The organism is Nannocystis punicea (assembly GCF_026965555.1).
GTDB classification, from domain to species: domain Bacteria; phylum Myxococcota_A; class Polyangia; order Nannocystales; family Nannocystaceae; genus Nannocystis; species Nannocystis punicea.
Genome location: NZ_CP114040.1, coordinates 8,962,854 through 8,981,727 on the forward strand (window position 1 = coordinate 8,962,854; position 18,874 = coordinate 8,981,727).

Below are 18,874 nucleotides of genomic sequence, written 5' to 3' on the forward strand. Positions count from 1 at the left end.
CTACGAGGAGGGGACCTCGACGATCTCGAACCAGTATGCGCCGAGGATCTTCATGATGCCGACCAGCGAGTCGAACGTGACCGGCTTGATGATGAACGAGTTCACGCCGAGGTCGTACGTGCGGTAGATGTCTTCCTCGGCTTTGGACGTGGTCAGGACGACCACCGGGATCCGGCGCAGCTCCGCGTCGCCCTTGATCACCTTGAGCGCCTCGCGGCCGTCCATGCGCGGCATGTTGAGGTCGAGCAGGATCATGTCGGGCCGCGGGGGATCGCTGCCGGCGTAGGCGTTCCGCCTGTACAGGTAGTCGAGCAGGTCCTCGCCGTCATCGACGAAGCGGATGTCGTTGACCAGGCGACTCTCGCGGAGCGCCTCCTCGGCCAGCATGCGATCCTCGGGGTCGTCGTCGGCGATGAGGATGGTGATCGGTCGACGGCTTCTCACGTCCGCTGGCTCCTTTCGGGCTGCCGGATCGGCAGCAGGATCGTGAAGGTGGTCCCCTCCCCCGGCACGCTCGCGACCTTGATGTAGCCGCGGTGCTGCTCGACGATCTTGCGACACACCGCCAGGCCGACGCCCGTGCCCTCGTACTTGCCGCGGCCGTGGAGGCGCTCGAAGATGCTGAAGATCCGGTCGTGGTGGCGCGGCTCGATGCCGATGCCGTTGTCGGTGACGTGGATCTTCACCATCTCCGGGTCGTCGGGCCCGCGCTCGGCCGGCGGCACCGGCTCCCAGGTGACCTGGACCACCGGCTTCACGTCGGGCCGCGTGAACTTCAGCGCGTTGCCGATCAAGTTCTGCAGCAGCTGCCGCATGTGCACCGGGTCGGCCTCGATCGTCGGCAGCTCGCCGAGCTTGACCTCGGCCTCGTTCTCCTCGATGCGCACCTCGAGGTCGGACAGCACGCTCTTGGCGATCTTCGTCAGGTTGACCTTCGCGTAGGCCTGCTCCTTGGCCGAGATCCGCGAGAACATCAGCAGGTCGTTGATCAGGTCCTGCATCCGCTTGGCGGCGCTGCGGATCCGCTCGAGGTAATCGCGGCCGGTGTCGGCCAGCGCCTCCTCGAACTTGTCGCGCAGGCGGTCGCTGAACGCCTGGATCTTGCGCAGCGGCTCCTGCAGGTCGTGCGACGCGACCGAGGCGAACCGCTCGAGCTCGCGGTTGCTGCGCTCGAGCTGCTGCATGTAGTCGCGCAGCTGCTGCTCCGCGTAGCGCTTGGCCTCCTCGGCCTGCCGCTCCTGGGTGACGTTGCGGGTGATCAGCACGACGCCGATCGAGCGGTCGCCCTCCATGATCGGACCGAGGCGGCTGGCGTAGTTCTCCTTGCGGCCGTCGGGGTACATCGCGACCGTCTCGTACGCGATGAGCTTGCCCGTCTCGCGCACCTCGTCGTAGCGGGCGCGCATCGGCTCCTGCTCCTCCGGCGCGGCGAACGCCAGCATCGGCGTGCCGATCGTCTGGGCCACGGTGAGGCCCGGCGGGACCCGATTCACGCCGTTGAGCACGCCGTGCTCGTCGGTCGTGAAGACGATGTCGTGCATCGTCTCGAACACCGCCGCCAGCCGGCGCCGGGCGTCGTCCCGCTGGTGCCGCAGCTCGTCGAGGTCGGTGAGCTCGCGGACCGCGATCACCAGCAGCTCGAGCGAACGGTCGCGGCCGCACCGCAGCGTCACCGCGCGATAGCTGGCCCCGGCGCAGCGCAGTCGGCACGTCAGCTCGACGGTGATCCCGTCCTCGTTCGCCCGCTTCAGCCCGGTCGACACCCGCTCCCGGTCGTCGGGATGGACCTGATCGGCCAGCGATTGGCCGAGCAGCTGGGCGCTCGTGCTCTCGAGAAATTGCGCCGCGGCTTGATTGACCACGGCGAGCCGGCCCTCCCTATCAAGGCAGATGAACGGCTCGTGGGCGAGAGCAAACAGCGCAGGATAGTCGGGCAACTAATCCCCCTCGGGTTCCGTCCTCTATACCAGCGTTCCGCGGGGCCGAGAAGCGCCGAACCGACGTACTCGAGTGCGGTGGGTCGCAGCGCCTCAGCGCGCTTGCGACGACCCTGACCTCCGCCGGCCGCGCGGCTCAGAGCGCTCAGCGACCCGCGCCGCGCAAGCGCGCGTAGATCGGACGATCGGGGTGCACCGTCGCGGTCGGGCGGATTCCGACGTGCTGATCCGGCAGCACGTCGATTCGAAATCGGGACAGGATCAGGACCAGCGCGGTGCTCAGCTCGTAAATCGCGTAACGCTTGCCGATGCACGCGCGCGCCCCCGCACTGAATGGGATGTGTGCATACCGGTGGCGAGCCCGCACCTTCTCCGGCGCGAATCGTTCAGGGCGGAAAGCCTCCGGCTCGTCCCAGAACGCGGGGTGATGGTGGCAGAAATACGCCGAGAACATGATGAAGCTGCCCGCCGGGATCCGCCGCGCGAGCAGGACGTCGTCCTCGCGCACCTCCCGAGTCTGCGCCCATATCGGCGGCCGCAGACGCATGACCTCGTCGAAGACCATTCGCGTGTACGTGAGACGATCGAGGTCCTCGATGGTGGGCACGCCCGTCAGCCCGAGCCCCGCGATCTCTTCGCACACCTTCGCGTACACGTCCGGATGCTGGCCGAGCAGCCAGAACGTCCAGGTGAGGATCAGCGCCGTCGTCTCGTGGCCGGCGACGTACTGCGTGACGATCTCGTCGCGCAGCTGCCGGTCGCTCATGCCGTCGCCGGTGCCGTCGTCGCGCGCCTCCATCAGCAGCCGCAGCAGCGTCGGCTGCGACTCGGGCCCGGCCTTCCGCGCGTGACCGATGATGTCGTAGACGATGCCGTCGAGGGTCCGCAGCGCCCGACGAAAGCGCAGATTCGCCGGCGTCGGCACCGACAGCGGCAGCGCCATCGCCCCCCGGTTCATCCGCTGTCCGGCGATCTCGAGGCTCTCGGTGACCGCCCGCGACGAGGCCCCCTCGCGATCGCTGAGGTCCATGCCGAAGAGGGTAAAGCCGACGATGCGCTGGGTGAGGTGCATGATCTCCGCGTGCAGATCGAGCACCGCGTCGTCGCGCCGGCGCGCCTCCCACTCGACGAGCATGTCGTCGACGCAGCGCGCCATCACCGGCACCATTCGCCGCAGGTTGTCCATGTGGAACGCCGGCTGGGTCAGCTTGCGCTGGCGGACCCAGAAGTCGCCGGTGCTGGTGACGAGGCCGTTGCCGAGCAGCGGACGGATCGGGTCGTAGCCCTTGCCCTTGTAGTAATTGTCGACCCGCGTGTGGAGGATCCGCTCGATCGCGTCGGGGTGGGCGGTGAAGATGATCCGGCTGCGACCGCCGGTGGGGATCTGGAAGAAATCGCCGTACTCTCGCCAGCAGCGCTCGACGTACTCGAAGATGCCTTCGCGCAGGATGGCAGGGAGGGCGCCGACCAGCGGATAGCCGGCAGGCCCGGGCAACCGGAGCAGCTGCTCCGCTCGTGGATGGAGGAGTGTATTCATGTCACCTCGCTAGGTCCGTCTCGAAGCGGAGCGGACCGGTGGCGTACCATCGATGAATGCAACGAACGAGTCGGGACAGCGTGGCCGCGAACGGATCGCGGGCCCCGAGGCGATCGAGGTTGTGCTGCAAGAGCCGCTCGTAGCCCTGCCGCTGCGCCTCGACGAACGCGCGCGCCTGCGCGGGCGAGAGGTCGCGCTCCAGCAGGAGGACCGCGTTCGACACGCGCCCGGCGTGCCCCTCGCGGCGCTCCTTCTCGGCACTCTGGAGGTCGTTGAGCAGCCGCTGCGAGAGGTAGAGGTAGCGCTCGACGTTGGCGATCCGCGGGTCGTCGTGCCGCCGCGGCCGATCGAGCCGGCGCACCAGATAGGCGGCGGTGAGGATGCTCGGCAAGGTGGTGCTGTGCGCGCCCGTCTCGATGCACTCGACCAGCGAGCGCGCCTCGGCGTCGCGCGACATCCGCTCCTCGGCGAACATGGCCCGGAACACCTTGGCCGAGCCGACGCGGAACCATCGGTGCTCGTCGCGGCTGCCCGCGAGCGGCGCGAGCAGGTCGCACAGGCGCTGAAAGAAGCGGACCTCCGGCGTGTCGGCGCCGCCGCGCGGCGGCTCGTCCTCGCCGTACGCGATCAGCGTGTCCCAGTCGACCGGCGTCTGCTGCTCGCGCAGGAACTTGTCGCTGCGATCGTCGAACCAGAACCAGTAGGCGCTGACGAGGGCGATGAGGAACACCTCCTCGCGGCCGTCGACCTGGGGGTCGACGCAGGCCTCGGCGACGTACAAGCCGTCGGCCGCGTGGTGCACTGCGAAGTCCTCGAAGTCGGCGGCCCACGCCATGATGCGGGCCAGCAAGACCTGGTCGACGGCGGCGGCGATCCGGCTCATGTCACGCGGCTCCTTCCGGCACTGCGGCGACGCGGACCGGCCACGGCCAGTTGCGGCGCAGCGCCGCCCGGATCCCGCCGACCACGAAGGCCTGGGTGTGGGTGATGAAGTGGCTGAGCAGCGGCCGCGGTCCGAACATGTCCGGAGTGCCAGGCCAGGTCCCGTCGGCCCGCTGGGCGTCGACCAGGTATTGCAAGGCCCGATCGACGCGCCCCGGGTGGCGATCGACGATCGCCTGCAGCGCCAGACCGGTCGCGCTCGCAGTGCTCGCCCCGCCGGCCTCCGGCGACCAGCCGCCGTCGTCGTTCTGCCGCGCCGCCAGGGCGTCGACGCCGCGGCGCGTCAGCGGGTGGTCCGGCCCGAGCGCGCGCCCGATCTCCGCCACCGCGTACGGCACCCCGCGGTACCAGCTGGCCGACCACACGCCGCGCCGCTCGACCTCCTCCGCCAACCATTGCCGCGCCGTCCCCACCGCGAGCCGGTGGCGCCCGCGATACGCGTCGAGCGCCGACAACACGTGCGCGACGACGTCCTCCACGGGCGGATCGTCGCGGAATTGCCAGGTCCGCCACAGGCCGTTCGCCATCTGCACCCGCGCGAGGTAAGCCAGCGCCCGGTCCTTCGTGCGCTCGCCCTGCATGGTGCCGTGCAGCGCCAGCATCACCGCGCCGGTGCTGTCGTTGTCGGATTCGACGCCCGAGCGGAAGGGCCACCCGCCGTCGACGTTCTGCGTCGCCTGCAAGAAGTCCAGCGCCGGCTGCAGCGCAGTCTGCACGAATGTGGGGTGCCCGGCGAAAGCGCGGACGATCAGCGAGGTGTCCCAGACGTCGCTGGTACAAAAGCGCCAGCTGCCGTCGGCCTGTTGATGGTCGAGCAGCTGCGATCGAAGCACGAACCACGGGTCGGAGGTCGGCGCCGCGATGCACAGGGCGATGTAGGCCAGGGCCGTGCTGATCGGGTTGAAGAAGAAGCCGGAGCGCGGCGCCTGCACGTGCACCAGGTCGAAGCCCGCCGCCTCGACCGCGGTCTGCCGACCGGCGCGCGCCTGCAGCAGAATGTGGAGGGCGATCAGCTCGACCTTGCTCCACTGCTTGTGCTTGGCCTGCGTGCAGCGCTCGTACTCCCGCGCGACCAGCTCCCGCAATTCGTCCTCGGACCGGCGCGCCCGCACCTCGAGCCCGGCGTGCAGGGCCAGCGTGTGCAGCAGCATCGTCCGGCTGGCCAGCACCGGCCCGTCGAGCTCGGGCGCGGTCAGGTCGACCACCCCGCCGGCGCCGACGAGGATCCGCCGCAGCGTATCCTCCAATAGAAAGGACACCGGGTGATGATCCTGCGGCGCCGCCGATTCGACCCACGCCCGCGCCCGCGCCACCGCCCGCCGATCGAGCCGACCCGGCGTGTGGGCCAGGGCGTACCCCGCCAGCGCGGTCTCGAAGATCCGCCCGTCCGGCGCCACCTCCCACGATCCGTCGGGCCGCTGCAGCGAGATGCAATGCTCGACCGCCAGGCCCAGGCACGCCGCCACCCGCTCGGCCAGCGGGTGAACGAGCCGCGATGATGATGATGATAATAACCCCTCGCCGTTCCGTTCGGCGGAAGGAGATTCGTGCCGAATGGCGCTGCCGCGAGGACTCCGCGCTTTTATTGTCACGTGATTGTCCTATCGCATGGGTGGTTCGGAGCTGTCAAGCAATTCGCCTCAGTCGTCGAGCGAGTGCAATGTTTGTTGCGTAACGAGTCCAAACGCTATGCTTCACTCCAGCGCAGCGGCACGGCGAGTCGCATCGACCCGCCCCACCCTCCGCACACTCTTGATAGTGATCCAAATGTCGCCACGGATCACGTCCCGTCGAACAATTTTTTGTCGTCCCACGAATACAGCGCCAACGCCGCGCGAGCAGAGAGATTCGCGGTCGCCCGCCACGGGCGTGAACCATGTCCTATGAACAATGTTCGAATGACGTTCATCTGCACCGCGCCGCGATCCGGCGATTGCTCGGCGAGGCCTCGACGCGGCGGCGCTCGCCCCGCGATGGCAGATGTCGGCTGACGTCATTCATGATGCCAATCCCCGCGGCTGCACCTCCGTCTACAGGGACTGCCCGATCCTCGCCCGCGAGTCGAATCTCGCCGCAAGCCTCGTGCTCCATGTAGAATGAATCGTCGGGCATCCAGCGGAGCCTGATGCCGACTCGGGTTCACCCGCGAGAACCTTTGTCGAGCCCCCGCCCGTCACCCCGTCAGACCTGCCGCAGACCGCCCTGCGAGGCCCGTGAAAATCGCGCACTTTGCGGGTAGTCGCGGTGCATCCAGGTCGCGAACCACTCGCCGGCGGTCCGCGATCGTACGCCGTTCACAACGGCGGAAGCATTGATCAATCGTACTGTGCGCATTCACCGTCGGAGGGCCGGCCCGGCCCTGACCGAGTGGGGAGCCGTTCGCTGCTTCCGCACGGTGAGATCTGGGAGCCGGCGAATCGACGGCGGCTCCCCTTCCGATCCGACCCGGACCTCCGAGGGGGACGCCGGGTGACATCGAGGGAGTCGTCAATCAGGGACTGCGTCGAGCCGGAGGAGTCTGCCGAGGATCGGCGCAGACCCGGGCGGCGGGGCAGACTGCGAGTACGCCGTCGCAGGTCCGCTCGCGGGGAGGTGCGCCGGCGAGATCGCAACCGCGTCCGTCTGTCGCGCCCGCGACGGCGTCGCGCGCCGGTCCGCGTGCGAGCGGCGGAACCAACGGCGCCCCGACAAGCTTGCACGCCGCATGACATCTTGGACATGTGCTGCTCGCTGCGGGCGGCGGTCGGCACGCGCGTGTATCGTCACACGCCATGGCGGCCGACCTCGTGCACTACGTCCGTGATCTCAGCATCATCCTCGGCACGGCCGCCGCGACGGGGCTGATCTCCCAGTCTCTGCGACAACCGCCGGTGCTCGGCTACCTGATCGCCGGAATGCTCATCGGCCCGCACGTGCCGGGCATCGTGCTCGGCGGGCCCGACAGCCTCGAGATGACCCAGGACCTGTCGGAGTTCGGGGTCATCCTGCTGATGTTCAGCGTCGGGCTCGAGTTCAGCCTGCGAAAGATCGCCCGCATCGGCCCGGGCGCGGGCCTGACCGCGGTGTTCGAGATCGGGCTGATGATGACTCTGGGGTTTTTGGTCAGCGCGCTGCTCGGCTGGAGCACGATCGAGAGCCTGTTCCTCGCCGGTTGCATCTGCAGCTCGTCGACCATGATCGCCGCCAAGGCCTTCGAGGAGCGGAAGCTCCGCGGCGGGTTCGTCGAGCTGACGTTCGCCATCCTGGTGTTCGACGACATGACGACCATCCTGGTGTTCGCGGTGCTGACCGCGATCGCGTCCGGGGCAGGCCTGGGGCCGGGGGAGTTCGCGCTGTCGGTCGGCCAGCTGTTCGGCTTCTTGCTCGCCCTGCTCGCCGGCGGCCTGTTCGTGGTGCCGCGCGCGCTGCGGGCGGTGGTCCGACGCGAGCGCGACGAGCTGACGCTGCTCGCCGCGATCGCGGCCTGCTTCGGGATGGCGTCGCTGGCGGCGATGGCCGGCTACTCGGTGGCGCTGGGGGCCTTCATCGCCGGGATCCTGGTGTCGGAGTCGGGCGAGGGCGGGCGGATCGAGCCGCTGGTGCTGCCGGTCCGCAACATCTTCGCGGCGATCTTCTTCGTCGCCATCGGCATGCAGATCGATCCGCTGCAGATCGTCGCCAACTGGCCGCTGGTGCTGATCTTCACCGCGGTGGTGCTGGTCGGCAAGGTCCTCGGCGTGTCCCTCGGCGCGTTCCTGTCGGGCAACGGCTTCAAGGCGTCGGTGCGCGCCGGCATGAGCTGCGCGCACAACGGCGAGTTCTCGTTCATCATGGCCTCGTTCGCCATCTCGAAGGGGATCCTCGGCGACTTCGTGTTCCCGGTGGCCGTCGGGGTGTCGGTGCTGACGCAGCTGACCGCGCCGATGATGATCGGCCGCTCGGAGTCGGTGGCGCTCGCGCTCGAGCAGCGGCTGCCGGCGAAGCTGCAGACGTTCATCACGTTCTACCAGTCGTGGATCGAGCAATTGCGCTCGGCGCCCCGCACAGTCTCGGTGTGGTCGCAGATCCGCGGCGACGCGGTGGTGCTGGCGCTCGACGCGGCGCTGCTGTGGGCCGTGCTCGCCGGCTCGAACCTGGTCCACTGGTGGGTCGTCACCGAGCTCACCGAGCGGTTCACGCTGCCGCCGTGGCTGGTCGAGTTGACGTGGCTCGGCGGCACGCTGCTGCTCGCGGCGATCTTCCTGCTCGGCGTGCTCCGGCGCGCGGCGGCGCTGGCCCGCAGGCTGGCCGAGATCGTGATCCCGGTCCGCGGCGGCAAGCTCGACCTCGGCTCCGCGCCGCGCCGCGTGTTCGTGGTGGCGCTCGAGCTGGCGCTCTGCCTGGTGGTCGGTCTGCCGCTGGTCGCGCTGGTCCAGCCGTTCCTGCCGCTGAGCTCGGCGCCGCTGGCGTTGCTGGTGGTGGTCGTCGCCCTGATGATCAGCGGGTGGCGAAACATCGCGCACCTGCAGGGGCACGTGCGTGCCGGCACCGAGCTGATCGTCGAGGTGCTGGCGAAGCAGAGCCGCGAGGGCGACGCGACGGTCCAGGCCTCGCTCGACGACGTCCAGGCGTTGCTGCCGGGGTTCCCGGACATGACTCCGGTGCGGCTGCAGGACGGGAGCGCGGCGGTCGGCCTGACCCTGGCGCAGATCAACCTGCGCGTGCGCACCGGGGCGACGGTGCTGGCGCTCAGCCGCGACGGCGCCGGCGCCGAGGTGCCGTCCCCGCGAGACACGCTGCGCCCGGGCGACATCCTGACGTTGACGGGCTCGGAGGCGGCGATCGCCGTGGCGAGGACGCTGCTCCACGAGGGCCCGGCGGCCGACCCCGTGCAGGTCGAATCATAGGACTCTTTACAAGTCGGCGTCGCGGCGCTTCGGCGCGCGATTCCTATGAGGGAATCGCCGTGGCGAGCCGTACCGCCGAATGTCGACAGTCCGACACGACCGGCGCAGCTCACCCGGCGAAGCCTCGCACCGCGGCGACCTCGCGCCACTGCGCCAGCTCGGCGGCCACGGCGGCGTTCTTGCTCTCGACGCGGGCGAAGGCGTCGGCGCCGACCGGCACGCGCACGGGCGGCTGCTCGGCCGCGACCACCTTCAACATCACCTGCGCGAGCTGCTTCGGGTCGCCGGGCTGCTCGCCGTCGTGGCCGTCGGCGAACTCCCGCACTGTGCCCACGGTCGCGGCGTAGTCGGCGATCTCGCGCTTCACCCGGCCGAGCGAGCCGCCGGCGAGGAACTCGGTGCGGAAGAAGCCGGGCTCGATGACGGTGGCGTGAACGCCGAGCGGCGCGAGCTCCTGCGCGAGGGCCTCGGTGATGCCCTCGACCGCGAACTTGGTGGCGCAATACAGGCCCCAACCCTGGCCCGAGGCGTAGCCGCCGAGCGAGGACATGTTGAGCACGTGGCCCGAACGCTGGCGTCGCATGTGCGGCAGGACTGCGCGCGTCACTGCCAGCAGGCCGAACACGTTGGTGCGGAACAGCGCCTCGACCTCGTCGGCGGCGCCTTCTTCGACGGCGCCGAGGAGGCCGTAGCCGGCGTTGTTGACCAGCACGTCGATGCGACCGAAGCGCTCGACCGCGGCCGCGGCGGCCGCCTGCGCCTGCGCCTCGTCGCGCACGTCGAGCTTGACGAACATCCGCCGCGGGTGCTCGGCCATCGCCGCGGCCGCCCGCTCCGGGTCGCGCACGGCCGCCACGACGATGTCGCCGGCCGCCAGCGCCGCCTCGGCGATCTCCAGCCCAAGTCCCCGCGAAGCCCCAGTGATGAACCAAACTTTCGCCATGATCCTGCTCCTCTTTGCGGCCGGCGCCCGCCCCGTGCGGGCGCCTCGTTGGCCGCTCACGTCGAGGAATATGGGGGCTTCCCGCGTGAAGAAAAATGGGCTTATCATTCTCGGACTGTGAATCAAGGCTTCACAATCGATTCGACCAATCCGGCCCGCCCAGCGCACGAGCTGTCGACATCGGCGGTGCCCCCGAGCGTCCTCCTGGTGGGTCGCGCGACTGTTCTGCCGCTGGACCGGGCGGGTCTGGTCGGGACTCTCGAGCAAGGTCGTGCAGCAGTGGAGACCGCGGCCGTGCGCTCGTGACAGCGGCGCCCAGCCGCCGCCGCGCCGCCGTCTGCGCCGCACGCTGCACGCCGCACGCTCGGCCGACCCGGCCGTCGTGCCGCGAGCCGCCGGCGTTCGCCTCTGCCGCGAACTGGCACCGCGAGCCGACGGGTCCATCCTTGCGCGCGGAGACGCATGAAACCGAAGGACAGCGACAGGATCACCCGGCGTCAAATGGTCGGCACGATGGGCGTCGGGCTCGCGGCGGCCACCGTCGCTGGCTCGGCCCCTGCTACCGCCGCGCCCGCGGGCGCCGGCGAATCCGCGACGACGGCCCGACTGCAGAACCCGACCACGCAGTACCCGCGCCCGCCGTTCCCGGCGCAGCAGCAGCCGTGGCCAGGGTTGGCCAGCAAAATGACGCCACGGCCGGACCACGGCGAGATGAGCTACCGCGGGTCCGGCAGGTTGGCCGGGCGCAAGGCGCTGCTGACCGGCGGCGACTCCGGGATAGGCCGCGCCGCGGCGATCGCCTTCGCGCGCGAGGGTGCCGACGTCGCCATCAACTATTTGCCGGTCGAGGAGTCGGACGCGCAGGAGGTGATCGCGTTGATCCAGGCCGAGGGGCGCAAGGCCGTCGCTGTCCCCGGGGACATCCGCGACGAGGCGTTTTGCAAGCAGCTGGTCGCGGCCGCCGTCGAGCAGCTCGGCGGGCTCGACATCCTGGTCAACAACGCGGCCCGGCAGCAACAGCGCAAGTCGATCCTCGAGCTGACCACCGAGGACTTCGACGCCACCTTCAAGACCAACGTGTACGCGATGTTCTGGATCACCAAGGCCGCGCTGCCGCACCTGTCGGCCGGCGCGTCGATCATCAACACGGCGTCGGTCCAGGCCGTCGATCCGTCGGCCCACCTGCTCGACTATGCGCAGACGAAGGCGGCGATCGTCGCCTTCTCCAAGTCGCTGGCCAAGCAGCTCGCACCGCAGGGGATCCGCGTCAACGCGATCGCGCCCGGGCCGTTCTGGACGCCGCTGCAGCCGAGCGGCGGCCAGCCTCCGGACAAGCTGGTGAACTTCGGCGGCGACACCCCGCTCGGCCGCCCGGGCCAGCCGGCGGAGATCGCCCCGCTATACGTGCTGCTCGCGTCGGAGGAGTCCAGCTATTGCACCGGGCAGGTGCTCGGCGCCTCGGGCGGGACCGGAAAGTAGTTTTTTAAAAATTTGGCCCGGCGCGAGCCGGCAAGTCCGTCGTCGGAGGTCTCGGCCGCTCGGTCGTCGACCGCGCGCCCGCCCGGCGAGAGCGGCCGCAGAGCGCGGTGCGAGTCGATCGTCGCGAGCGCCGGGGTCCGCGGACTTGAAGGTCTCCTACGAGTGCTCGAGCTCGCCGTTCGATTGCGGGTAGCCGGGTGAGATGCGATCTCGAGGCCGACCCGTGCATCGAGAGGGACACCTCGGCGCTGGAGGCGGGACACGCGGGTCGCTACATTCACCGAGACAATGAGCCTTCAACGTGCATTCGTACGACCGCGAACGGACGCTTCATCGAGGCCCTCGATGCGACGGGCCATCATCAGAGCAGCGGACGTCGACCGCGAGCGGCCGCCCGAGAATGCACCCGGCAAAACGGCCGCGACGACGCGATTCTCCCGAGGGGTCGGCGTCGCCCGCCGTTCATCGGCCGCACATCGGGCGCCGCGGACGATGCGGACTGCGCCACACCTTTCGCGACGCGACCGCCTTCTGCGCGCTCTTGCAGCTCTCCTCGGCGAGGAAGCGCTGCAAGAGGTCGTCCGGCGCGCCGCGCGAGCGAGCCCACGTCGTTCACGCGCGGGGCCGATGCCCGGCCGAGCGAGCCCACGTCGTTCACGTGCGGGGCGCGGGCTCACGACGAGCGCGCGCGGGCGTGGGCGAGCGTGGTGACGCGCGCAAGGACGCGGACGAACGTACGTGCGGCCCGACGGCGACCTGCAGGTCGCGCCGCGGCCCCCGCGCCGGCGACGCCATCGCCGCACCTCGAACGCGCCCCACCGAGCCCGGGTTGGGGTACAAAGCCGCCCGCACGATGCCAACCAGCGCACCCAGAGTCGGGATCGACTTCGGCACCTCGAGCTCCGCGCTCGCCCTCGTCGACGCCGAGGGTCGGGTCCGCTTCGCCCAGCTGCCGACGCTCGGGGTGCTCGGGCCGAGCTGGCGGACGCTGCTGTTCTTCGACCCCGACGATCAGGAGGTCCAGCAGCCGCTCCAGTACACCGCCGGGGGCGAGGGCATCGAGGCCTACCTCGAGTGCATGGGCGAGGGCCGCCTGCTGCAGTCGTTCAAGACCCACCTGACCACCGAGTCGATGGGTCGCACGCAGGTCGCCCACCACGCGATCGGGCTCGACGACATGATCGCGCTGTTCCTGCAGCGGCTGCGCGAGCGCGCCGAGCAGCACCTGGGAGTCGCGCTCGACGCGGCCACGATCGGCCGGCCGGTGCACTTCGCCGGCGGGACCACGCCCGAGGCCGACGCGCTCGCGGCCGAGCGCCTGCTGGCCGCCGCGCGTCGGGCCGGCTTCCGCGACGCCCGCCTCGAGCTCGAGCCCGTCGGCGCCGCGCATCACTACGAGCGCACGCTGACGCGCCCCGAGCTGGCGCTGGTCGCCGACTTCGGCGCCGGCACCACCGACTTCTGCCTGATGCGCATGGGCCCGACCGGCCACGGCAGCACGCGCGCGCGCGACATCATCGGCACGGGCGGCGTCGGTGCGGCCGGCGACGACCTCGACGCCGCCCTCATCGAGCACCTCGTGTGCCCTGCCCTCGGCAAGGGCGACACCTACGTCGAGATGGGCGTCGAGCGCCAGATCCCCGGCTCCTACTATTATAAATTGGCGCGCTGGCATCACCTGCCGTTCCTCGCCGGCGCCCGCGTGCGCGCCGAGCTCGAGCGCCTGCGCCGCGGCGCGCGGCACCCCGAGCGGATCGCCAAGCTCATGCACATCATCGCCACCAACGGCGCGTTCCACCTGCACAAGGCGGTCGAGCGCACCAAGGTCGAGCTGTCGGGCCGCAAGCAGGCCACCTTCGACTTCAGCGACGGCGAGATCGACATCCACGCCGCCGTGTCGCGCCGCGACTTCGAGCGCTGGATCGCCCCGATCACCGCCTCGATCGCGGCCTGCCTCGACGACACCCTCGCCCGCGCCGGCGTGACCGCGGGCGAGGTCGACTGCGTGTTCATGACCGGCGGCACCGCGTTCGTGCCGGTCGTCCGCGCGCTGTTCGAGGCCCGCTTCGGCGCCGCGAAGCTGCGCAGCGGCGACGAGCTGATGTCGATCGCGTCCGGGCTGGCCCTGCGCGCGGCGGCGCCCGACGGGGGTTGACCGCCGGCGTCGCCCGCTGCAGGGTCTATCGGACATGCCCTCCTGGACATGTTTAATTGAACATGTCTGATGTGACATTCCCGAAGAGACATTCTCTGTTCGACCCCCCGTCTCGCCGGGTGTATCGCTGAATTCGCCGCGCCGTTATTTCAGCCGGATGCGCGGCCAGCCGGCCGCGGACGGCGGTCCGATTGGACATGTCCGAAGAGACATTCTCGGCCCTCCGCCCGGGCTCCGGCCGCTGTCGCTGAAGTCGGCGAGCCGCGGGCATCGTCCTGCCCGGGCAGACGTCCGATGGGACATGTCCGAAGAGACATTCTCTCTTCGACCCTCCGCCTCGCCCGGCCTCTCGCGGAACCCGCCGCGCCCGCGCTATTTCGGGGGATGCGCGGCCAGCCAGCTGCGGACGGTGGACTGCTCGGGCAGGTAGGCGGGCCCGAGGCCTTGCAGGACGCGCAGGGCCTGCTCGACGAGCTCGCGATCGACGGGCCCGAGGACGCCGGACTCCGTCGTGCGGGCGCGGGCGAGGCCGAAGCGGGCGAGCGCGAGCTCGAGGGTGTCGTGGTCGCTCAGCACGCTGTAGATGGCGACGGCGCGCTGGAAGTGATCGCGGGCGGCGGCGAGGTCGTTGCGCGCGAGGGCGAGGTCGCCGAGGCGGAGGCGGATCAGGGCCGCCTCGGCGCTCTGGACCGTCGAGCCGCGCTCGCGCAGGCTCTGGGCCTGCTGCAGGGCCTTCGCCGCCTCGTCGAGGCGGCCGGCGATCCGGTGGACCTCGGCGATCCGGCGCAGCGAGTCGGCCAGCAGCGGCGCGCCGGCGGGCAGGCGCGTCTGGCGGATCTCCAGGCCGCGCTGGTACTGCACCAGCGCCGCGTCGGCGTCCCCGGCGCGCAGCAGCATGTCGCCGTGCAGATCGTCGATCTCGGCGCTGCGCAGCTCGTCGGCGCCGAAGCTCTGCTCGGCGATCCGGTGCACGTGCTCGAAGTGGCGCCGGGCAGCGGCGAAGTCGCCCCGGCAGGTCGCGACCTTCCCGAGGCCGAGCAGGGCGTTGATGGCCGCGGGGTCGAGCGAGGTCTCGCTCGCGCCCAGCACCTGCAAGGCGCGGCGGTAGTGGGCGTCGGCGTCGTTGCAGCGGCGCTGGTCGACCGCCAGGTCGCCCGTGGCCGTGAGCACCCAGTGCAGGTCGGCGGCGTCGGGCCCGAGCAGCTCGCTCTGCAGGGCCAGCGCGCGCTGGAAGTAACCGGCGGCCTCGCCGAAGCGGTGCAGCCCGGTGAGGCCGATGCCGAGGTTGATCGCCAGCAGGGCCACGTGCGGGTGTTTGGGGCCGAGGCTCGACTCGGCGGCGGTGAAGGCGGTCCGTAATTGGCGGACGCCCTCGGGCGCGTCGCCGCCGCTGAGCAGCACCAGGCCGAGGTTGCCGAGCGCGTACACGACCTGCGGGTGCTCCTCGCCGAGGACCGCCCGGCGGGCCTCGATCGAGGCGACGAAGTACTCGCGCGCCGCCGGGAACTCGCCGAGCACCGCGTGGGCGATGCCGAGGTTGTTGAGGTGATCGCCGCGCAGCTCGCGACCCTCGCGGGTCGACTCGACGCGCGCGACCAGGCCGTCGATCAGCGGGGCGTCGGTGAGGACCTCGCGGCTCTGCTGCAAGCGGGCCGCGCGGACGAAGTCGCGGCGGGTGGCGATGGCCGCGGCGACGACGTCGTGGCCGCTGGCGAGCGCGACCTGCAGGGCCTCGGTGAGCTCGCGGAGGGCCTCCGGGTGGCGACCGGCCTCGCTGAGCAGGCTGCCGCGTCGCAGGCCGATCTCGGCGACCAGGGGCGAATAGGCGAGCTCGCCCAGCTCGAGGCCCTCGACCAGGGCGAGGCCCCGGGTGAACTGACCGGCGAGCTCGTGGGCCTGGGCCTCGGCCAGGACGCCGCGCAGGCCGGCGACGCGGGCGGCGCTGGCGGGGTCGTCGGGCGGCGGGACGGCCTCCGTCAGCGCCCGCGTGTCGTCGCAGCCGGCCAGCGCGGGCAGGTTGGCGGCGGCGGCCCCCGCGTTGCCGACGACCTCGACGTCGGCGCGCTGGAGGATCGCCACGAACGCGGCCAGGCTCTCGCGCCGCTGGTCGAGGCACGCGGTCCGCAGGTCGAACAGGCGCGTGGAGGCGCGGCCCTGCTGGTGGGCCCGGCAGGCGTCGACGCGCATGCCGACGAGCTCGCCGGCGTACGCGTCCAGGCGGGCCTTCACGCGCGTCCACGTGTCCTCGGCGAAGGGCACGCCCGTCTTCAGCAGGCCGTCGCGCGCGGCGACGGCGGCGGGCGCGTCCCACAGGCCGGCGAGCTCGTTGCCGGCGCCCTCGCAGGCGTCGCCGGTCGGGTAATACGAGGCTGCAGCGAAGCCGGCGGCCGTGAGCATCCCGGCCATGCCGAGGGTCGCGAACCACGGGGCGCGCCGGCGCTCGAGGGTGCGCTCGAGCTCGGCCAGGAGGGCGGGCATCGACGGGAACCGGCGCTGCGGATCGACGGCGAGGCCGCGCGTGATGACGTGCAGCACCGCGGCGGGGACGTGGCTGCCCGACGGCGGCTCGCGGACCGCCCCGTGGGTCACCGAGTCGGTGAGCGCCAGCAAGCTGCTGGTGTCGAACGGCGAGGCGTCGTAGAGCGCCTCGTAGAGAGTGACGCAGAAGCTGAACTGATCGCTCTTCGCGGTCGCCGACCCGCCCATGAGCTGCTCGGGGGCCATGTACGCCGGCGTCCCGACGATCGCGCCGGTGAGCGTGATCTGGTGGTCGAGGGAGCTGATCAGCGTGCTGCGCAGCGCCGGCGCCTCCTCCTCGACCTCGCGGTCGACGGCGCGGGCGAGGCCGAAGTCGAGGACCTTGACCACGCCGTCGCTGCCGACGAGCACGTTGGCGGGCTTGAAGTCGCGGTGGACCAGACCGGCGGCGTGGGCCACCGCGAGGCCGCGGCCGGCCTGCAGCAGGGTCTCGACGCGGGCCCGCCACGGCCGCGCCGCCGTCAGCCAGTTGGCCAGGGTCTGCCCGCGCACGAACTCCATGGCGACGAACACCTCGCCGTCGTGGTAGCCGACCTCGTGGACCGCGACGATGTTGGGATGCGAGACCCGGGCCATGGCCTGGGCCTCGCGCAGCAGGCGTTCACGGGCCTGCGGCTCGCGCCGGCTGAAGTCGTTGCGCAGGACCTTGACCGCGACCTTGCGGTCGAGCTGGTCGTCGTACGCGGCGTAGACGATGCCCATCGCGCCCTCGCCGAGCCGCTCGAGGATGGTGAAGCGGCCGATGTGGGCCAGGAGCGAGGGGATCGCGGCGACGGCCGACGGCGGCGGCTGCTCGCGGCTCGCCGCATCGCCGACCCTCACGGTCGCGGTCATGTCCCGCCCCGCGTGTTCGAGGGGCCCGCGCGACTCGGGCGGGGCGACCAGAGTGGGCGGGGGCGCGAGGGCGGTTCGATCGAGTGCGGTCTTTGGCGTCGCCATGAAGGGCTGGCGCCGGCGGGCGCGTCCCGAGGATAAGTGGCGCATGGTTGATGAATCGGCAACGATTTACAGGCAACTCACCGTGTAATGCAGAGAGCATTTTCGCACCCGTCAAATTCTTCTAAAAATAAAGTTATTTTCAGAAGTTAAACCTAAAATACCCATGAACATAAAGTAACAATTATCCTCTTTCTGCTCAAAAAATATCATCTTTGAAAGTATTCGAGAAATCGACGTCGGGGCGCCAAATTTCGCTGGCCGGACCCGGAGGAGGCCCCATGCACAGACCACGAGCCCCGATTCGGAGAACCCCCATGAACGTCCGCGACCTTGTTCCCTTCGTGATCTTGAGCCTCGGTTTCGTGCCCGCCTGTGACGAGCTGGACGAGTTCGACGCCGTCGATGAGGACCTCGGCGCGGTCATGCTGCGCCCCGGCAGCGGGACCTCCGGCGGCGTGTGGCTGAATACCAGCACGATCGGCGCCACCCCGTTCTCCGAGCTCGACCTCTCGGGCCAGGTGCACGCGGGGGTCCAGTTCACGGGGGCCCAGCTGCTGCGGCCCGGCAACGCGTGGCTGGACGTCACCAGCGGCGCGGTCAACCAGGGCACGCTCGAGGCGAAGGTCGGCAGCACGATCTACAAGGGCGCCGACCTGGTCGGCTCGCGCTGGCAGTTCACCCTCTTCAACGCCGACACCGACGGCGACGGCGACCACGACGCGGACGACGACCCGGAGGTGCCGGTCGAGATCTGGATCGCCTCGTACCAGCAGATCTCGCCGAAGGAGGCCCACTACACCTTCGAGACCTACGACGACGACGGCAACGTCGTCCCGGTGTGCGAGGCCGACGCGGCGGGCAGCCGCGCGATGGTGCCGATCAAGGACATCACGGTGAACGAGGTCACCGGGAAGATGACCAAGCGCAGCAACACGCTCTACCTCGCGTGTACCTCGGGCGCGGTCGGCAAGGCGGTGCAGTGGGGCTATCGCCCGTGGGAGCGGTCGCTCGAGGACTTCGAGGTGGCCACCCGCATGGTCCGCGCCGACTACTGCTTCACCGGCCACTCCTTCACCCAGAACGGCACCCACCTGCAGGTCCAGGACCGCTACAACATCAACACCTTCCTGCACTCGGACGACGCGACCGAGGCGGTGTGGTCCAAGTCCGGGGTCCGCTGCCTCAACACGCCCCGCAACGCGACCTACACCGCGCCGCAGGTGCAATGCAACGGCCAGACCCTGCCGACCTGCCCGACCAATACCACCATGACGACCTACTCCGACACCCTGTTCTGGACCAAGATCGACGCGGCGATCTGACGCCCGTGCGAGCAGTCGCGCGGCCCTCCGCGAGACCCTCGCTGTTCACGCCGCCCGGGGCGCTGGTCCGGGACCCCTTATAAAAACTAAAATAATCGATGTTGGCCTCGGGGCGCTCCCCCGCGACGATGCGCGCGCTCGGCACGAGACAATGCGTCCGATGAGAATGTGCGCACCCCGTCGGATCACGCATTCGGCGATTCTCTCGACGATCGGC

The 18,874-nt window shown here is 70.4% G+C and carries 11 protein-coding genes; 4 read left to right on the forward strand and 7 right to left on the reverse strand.

The features are described 5' to 3' along the window. The 5 genes from O0S08_RS34265 to O0S08_RS34285 all read right to left on the reverse strand — a co-directional run bounded on the left by O0S08_RS34265 (position 1) and on the right by O0S08_RS34285 (position 5,882). On the reverse strand, positions 1-444 hold the full coding sequence (locus tag O0S08_RS34265) for a response regulator (RefSeq protein WP_269033644.1): 444 nt from the start codon (positions 442-444) through the stop codon (positions 1-3). Continuing rightward, on the reverse strand, positions 441-1,937 hold the full coding sequence (locus tag O0S08_RS34270; protein WP_269033645.1) for a sensor histidine kinase: 1,497 nt from the start codon (positions 1,935-1,937) through the stop codon (positions 441-443). Before O0S08_RS34270 ends, O0S08_RS34265 begins: the two co-directional genes overlap by 4 nt. Positions 1,938-2,082: 145 nt before the next feature. Further along, positions 2,083-3,474 carry a cytochrome P450 gene (locus tag O0S08_RS34275; protein ID WP_269033646.1) on the reverse strand — a complete coding sequence of 464 codons (1,392 nt, stop codon included), beginning with the start codon at positions 3,472-3,474 and terminating at the stop codon, positions 2,083-2,085. 1 nt (position 3,475) lies between these two features. Next, positions 3,476-4,357, reverse strand: coding sequence for a terpene synthase family protein (locus O0S08_RS34280; protein WP_269033647.1), 882 nt, complete (start codon positions 4,355-4,357; stop codon positions 3,476-3,478). A 1-nt stretch (position 4,358) separates the two neighbouring features. Next, a complete protein-coding gene (locus tag O0S08_RS34285; protein ID WP_269033648.1) occupies positions 4,359-5,882 on the reverse strand; it encodes a prenyltransferase/squalene oxidase repeat-containing protein in 1,524 nt (507 codons plus the stop codon). A 1,305-nt stretch (positions 5,883-7,187) separates the two neighbouring features. Between O0S08_RS34285 and O0S08_RS34290 the strand changes: the two genes are divergently transcribed. Continuing rightward, positions 7,188-9,281: a cation:proton antiporter gene (locus O0S08_RS34290; protein WP_269033649.1), complete on the forward strand. Its 2,094-nt coding sequence runs from the start codon at positions 7,188-7,190 to the stop codon at positions 9,279-9,281. 109 nt (positions 9,282-9,390) lie between these two features. Here the strand turns inward: O0S08_RS34290 and O0S08_RS34295 are convergent, their stop codons facing one another. Then, entirely contained in the window at positions 9,391-10,224 is an 834-nt protein-coding gene (locus tag O0S08_RS34295) for an oxidoreductase (protein ID WP_269033650.1), read from the reverse strand. Positions 10,225-10,686: 462 nt separating this feature from the next. Here O0S08_RS34295 and O0S08_RS34300 point away from each other — a divergent pair, with 462 nt between their 5' ends. Continuing rightward, the gene (locus O0S08_RS34300) at positions 10,687-11,703 is read left to right on the forward strand and encodes an SDR family oxidoreductase (RefSeq protein WP_269033651.1); all 1,017 of its coding nucleotides are present in this window, start codon (positions 10,687-10,689) and stop codon (positions 11,701-11,703) included. Positions 11,704-12,556: 853 nt separating this feature from the next. Continuing rightward, positions 12,557-13,858, forward strand: coding sequence for an Hsp70 family protein (locus tag O0S08_RS34305; RefSeq protein WP_269033652.1), 1,302 nt, complete (start codon positions 12,557-12,559; stop codon positions 13,856-13,858). A gap of 372 nt (positions 13,859-14,230) precedes the next feature. Here O0S08_RS34305 and O0S08_RS34310 read toward each other — a convergent pair whose 3' ends face one another. Next, positions 14,231-17,230: a serine/threonine-protein kinase gene (locus O0S08_RS34310; protein WP_269033653.1), complete on the reverse strand. Its 3,000-nt coding sequence runs from the start codon at positions 17,228-17,230 to the stop codon at positions 14,231-14,233. Positions 17,231-17,649: 419 nt separating this feature from the next. On the opposite strand from O0S08_RS34310, the gene O0S08_RS34315 reads away from it, so the two are divergent. Further along, positions 17,650-18,657 (forward strand): ADYC domain-containing protein, encoded by a 1,008-nt coding sequence (locus O0S08_RS34315; RefSeq protein WP_269033654.1) that lies wholly within the window; start codon positions 17,650-17,652, stop codon positions 18,655-18,657. Positions 18,658-18,874: the final 217 nt, after the last annotated feature.

Excerpts from the sequence above, each read along its gene's own strand:
- O0S08_RS34275 (WP_269033646.1), bottom strand. The coding sequence starts at position 3,474 with ATGAATACACTCCTCCATCCACGAGCGGAGCAGCTGCTCCGGTTGCCC.
- O0S08_RS34280 (WP_269033647.1), bottom strand. The coding sequence starts at position 4,357 with ATGAGCCGGATCGCCGCCGCCGTCGACCAGGTCTTGCTGGCCCGCATC.
- O0S08_RS34290 (WP_269033649.1), top strand. The coding sequence starts at position 7,188 with ATGGCGGCCGACCTCGTGCACTACGTCCGTGATCTCAGCATCATCCTC.
- O0S08_RS34295 (WP_269033650.1), bottom strand. The coding sequence starts at position 10,224 with ATGGCGAAAGTTTGGTTCATCACTGGGGCTTCGCGGGGACTTGGGCTG.
- O0S08_RS34300 (WP_269033651.1), top strand. The coding sequence starts at position 10,687 with ATGAAACCGAAGGACAGCGACAGGATCACCCGGCGTCAAATGGTCGGC.
- O0S08_RS34305 (WP_269033652.1), top strand. The coding sequence starts at position 12,557 with ATGCCAACCAGCGCACCCAGAGTCGGGATCGACTTCGGCACCTCGAGC.
- O0S08_RS34310 (WP_269033653.1), bottom strand. The coding sequence starts at position 17,230 with ATGACCGCGACCGTGAGGGTCGGCGATGCGGCGAGCCGCGAGCAGCCG.
- O0S08_RS34315 (WP_269033654.1), top strand. The coding sequence starts at position 17,650 with ATGAACGTCCGCGACCTTGTTCCCTTCGTGATCTTGAGCCTCGGTTTC.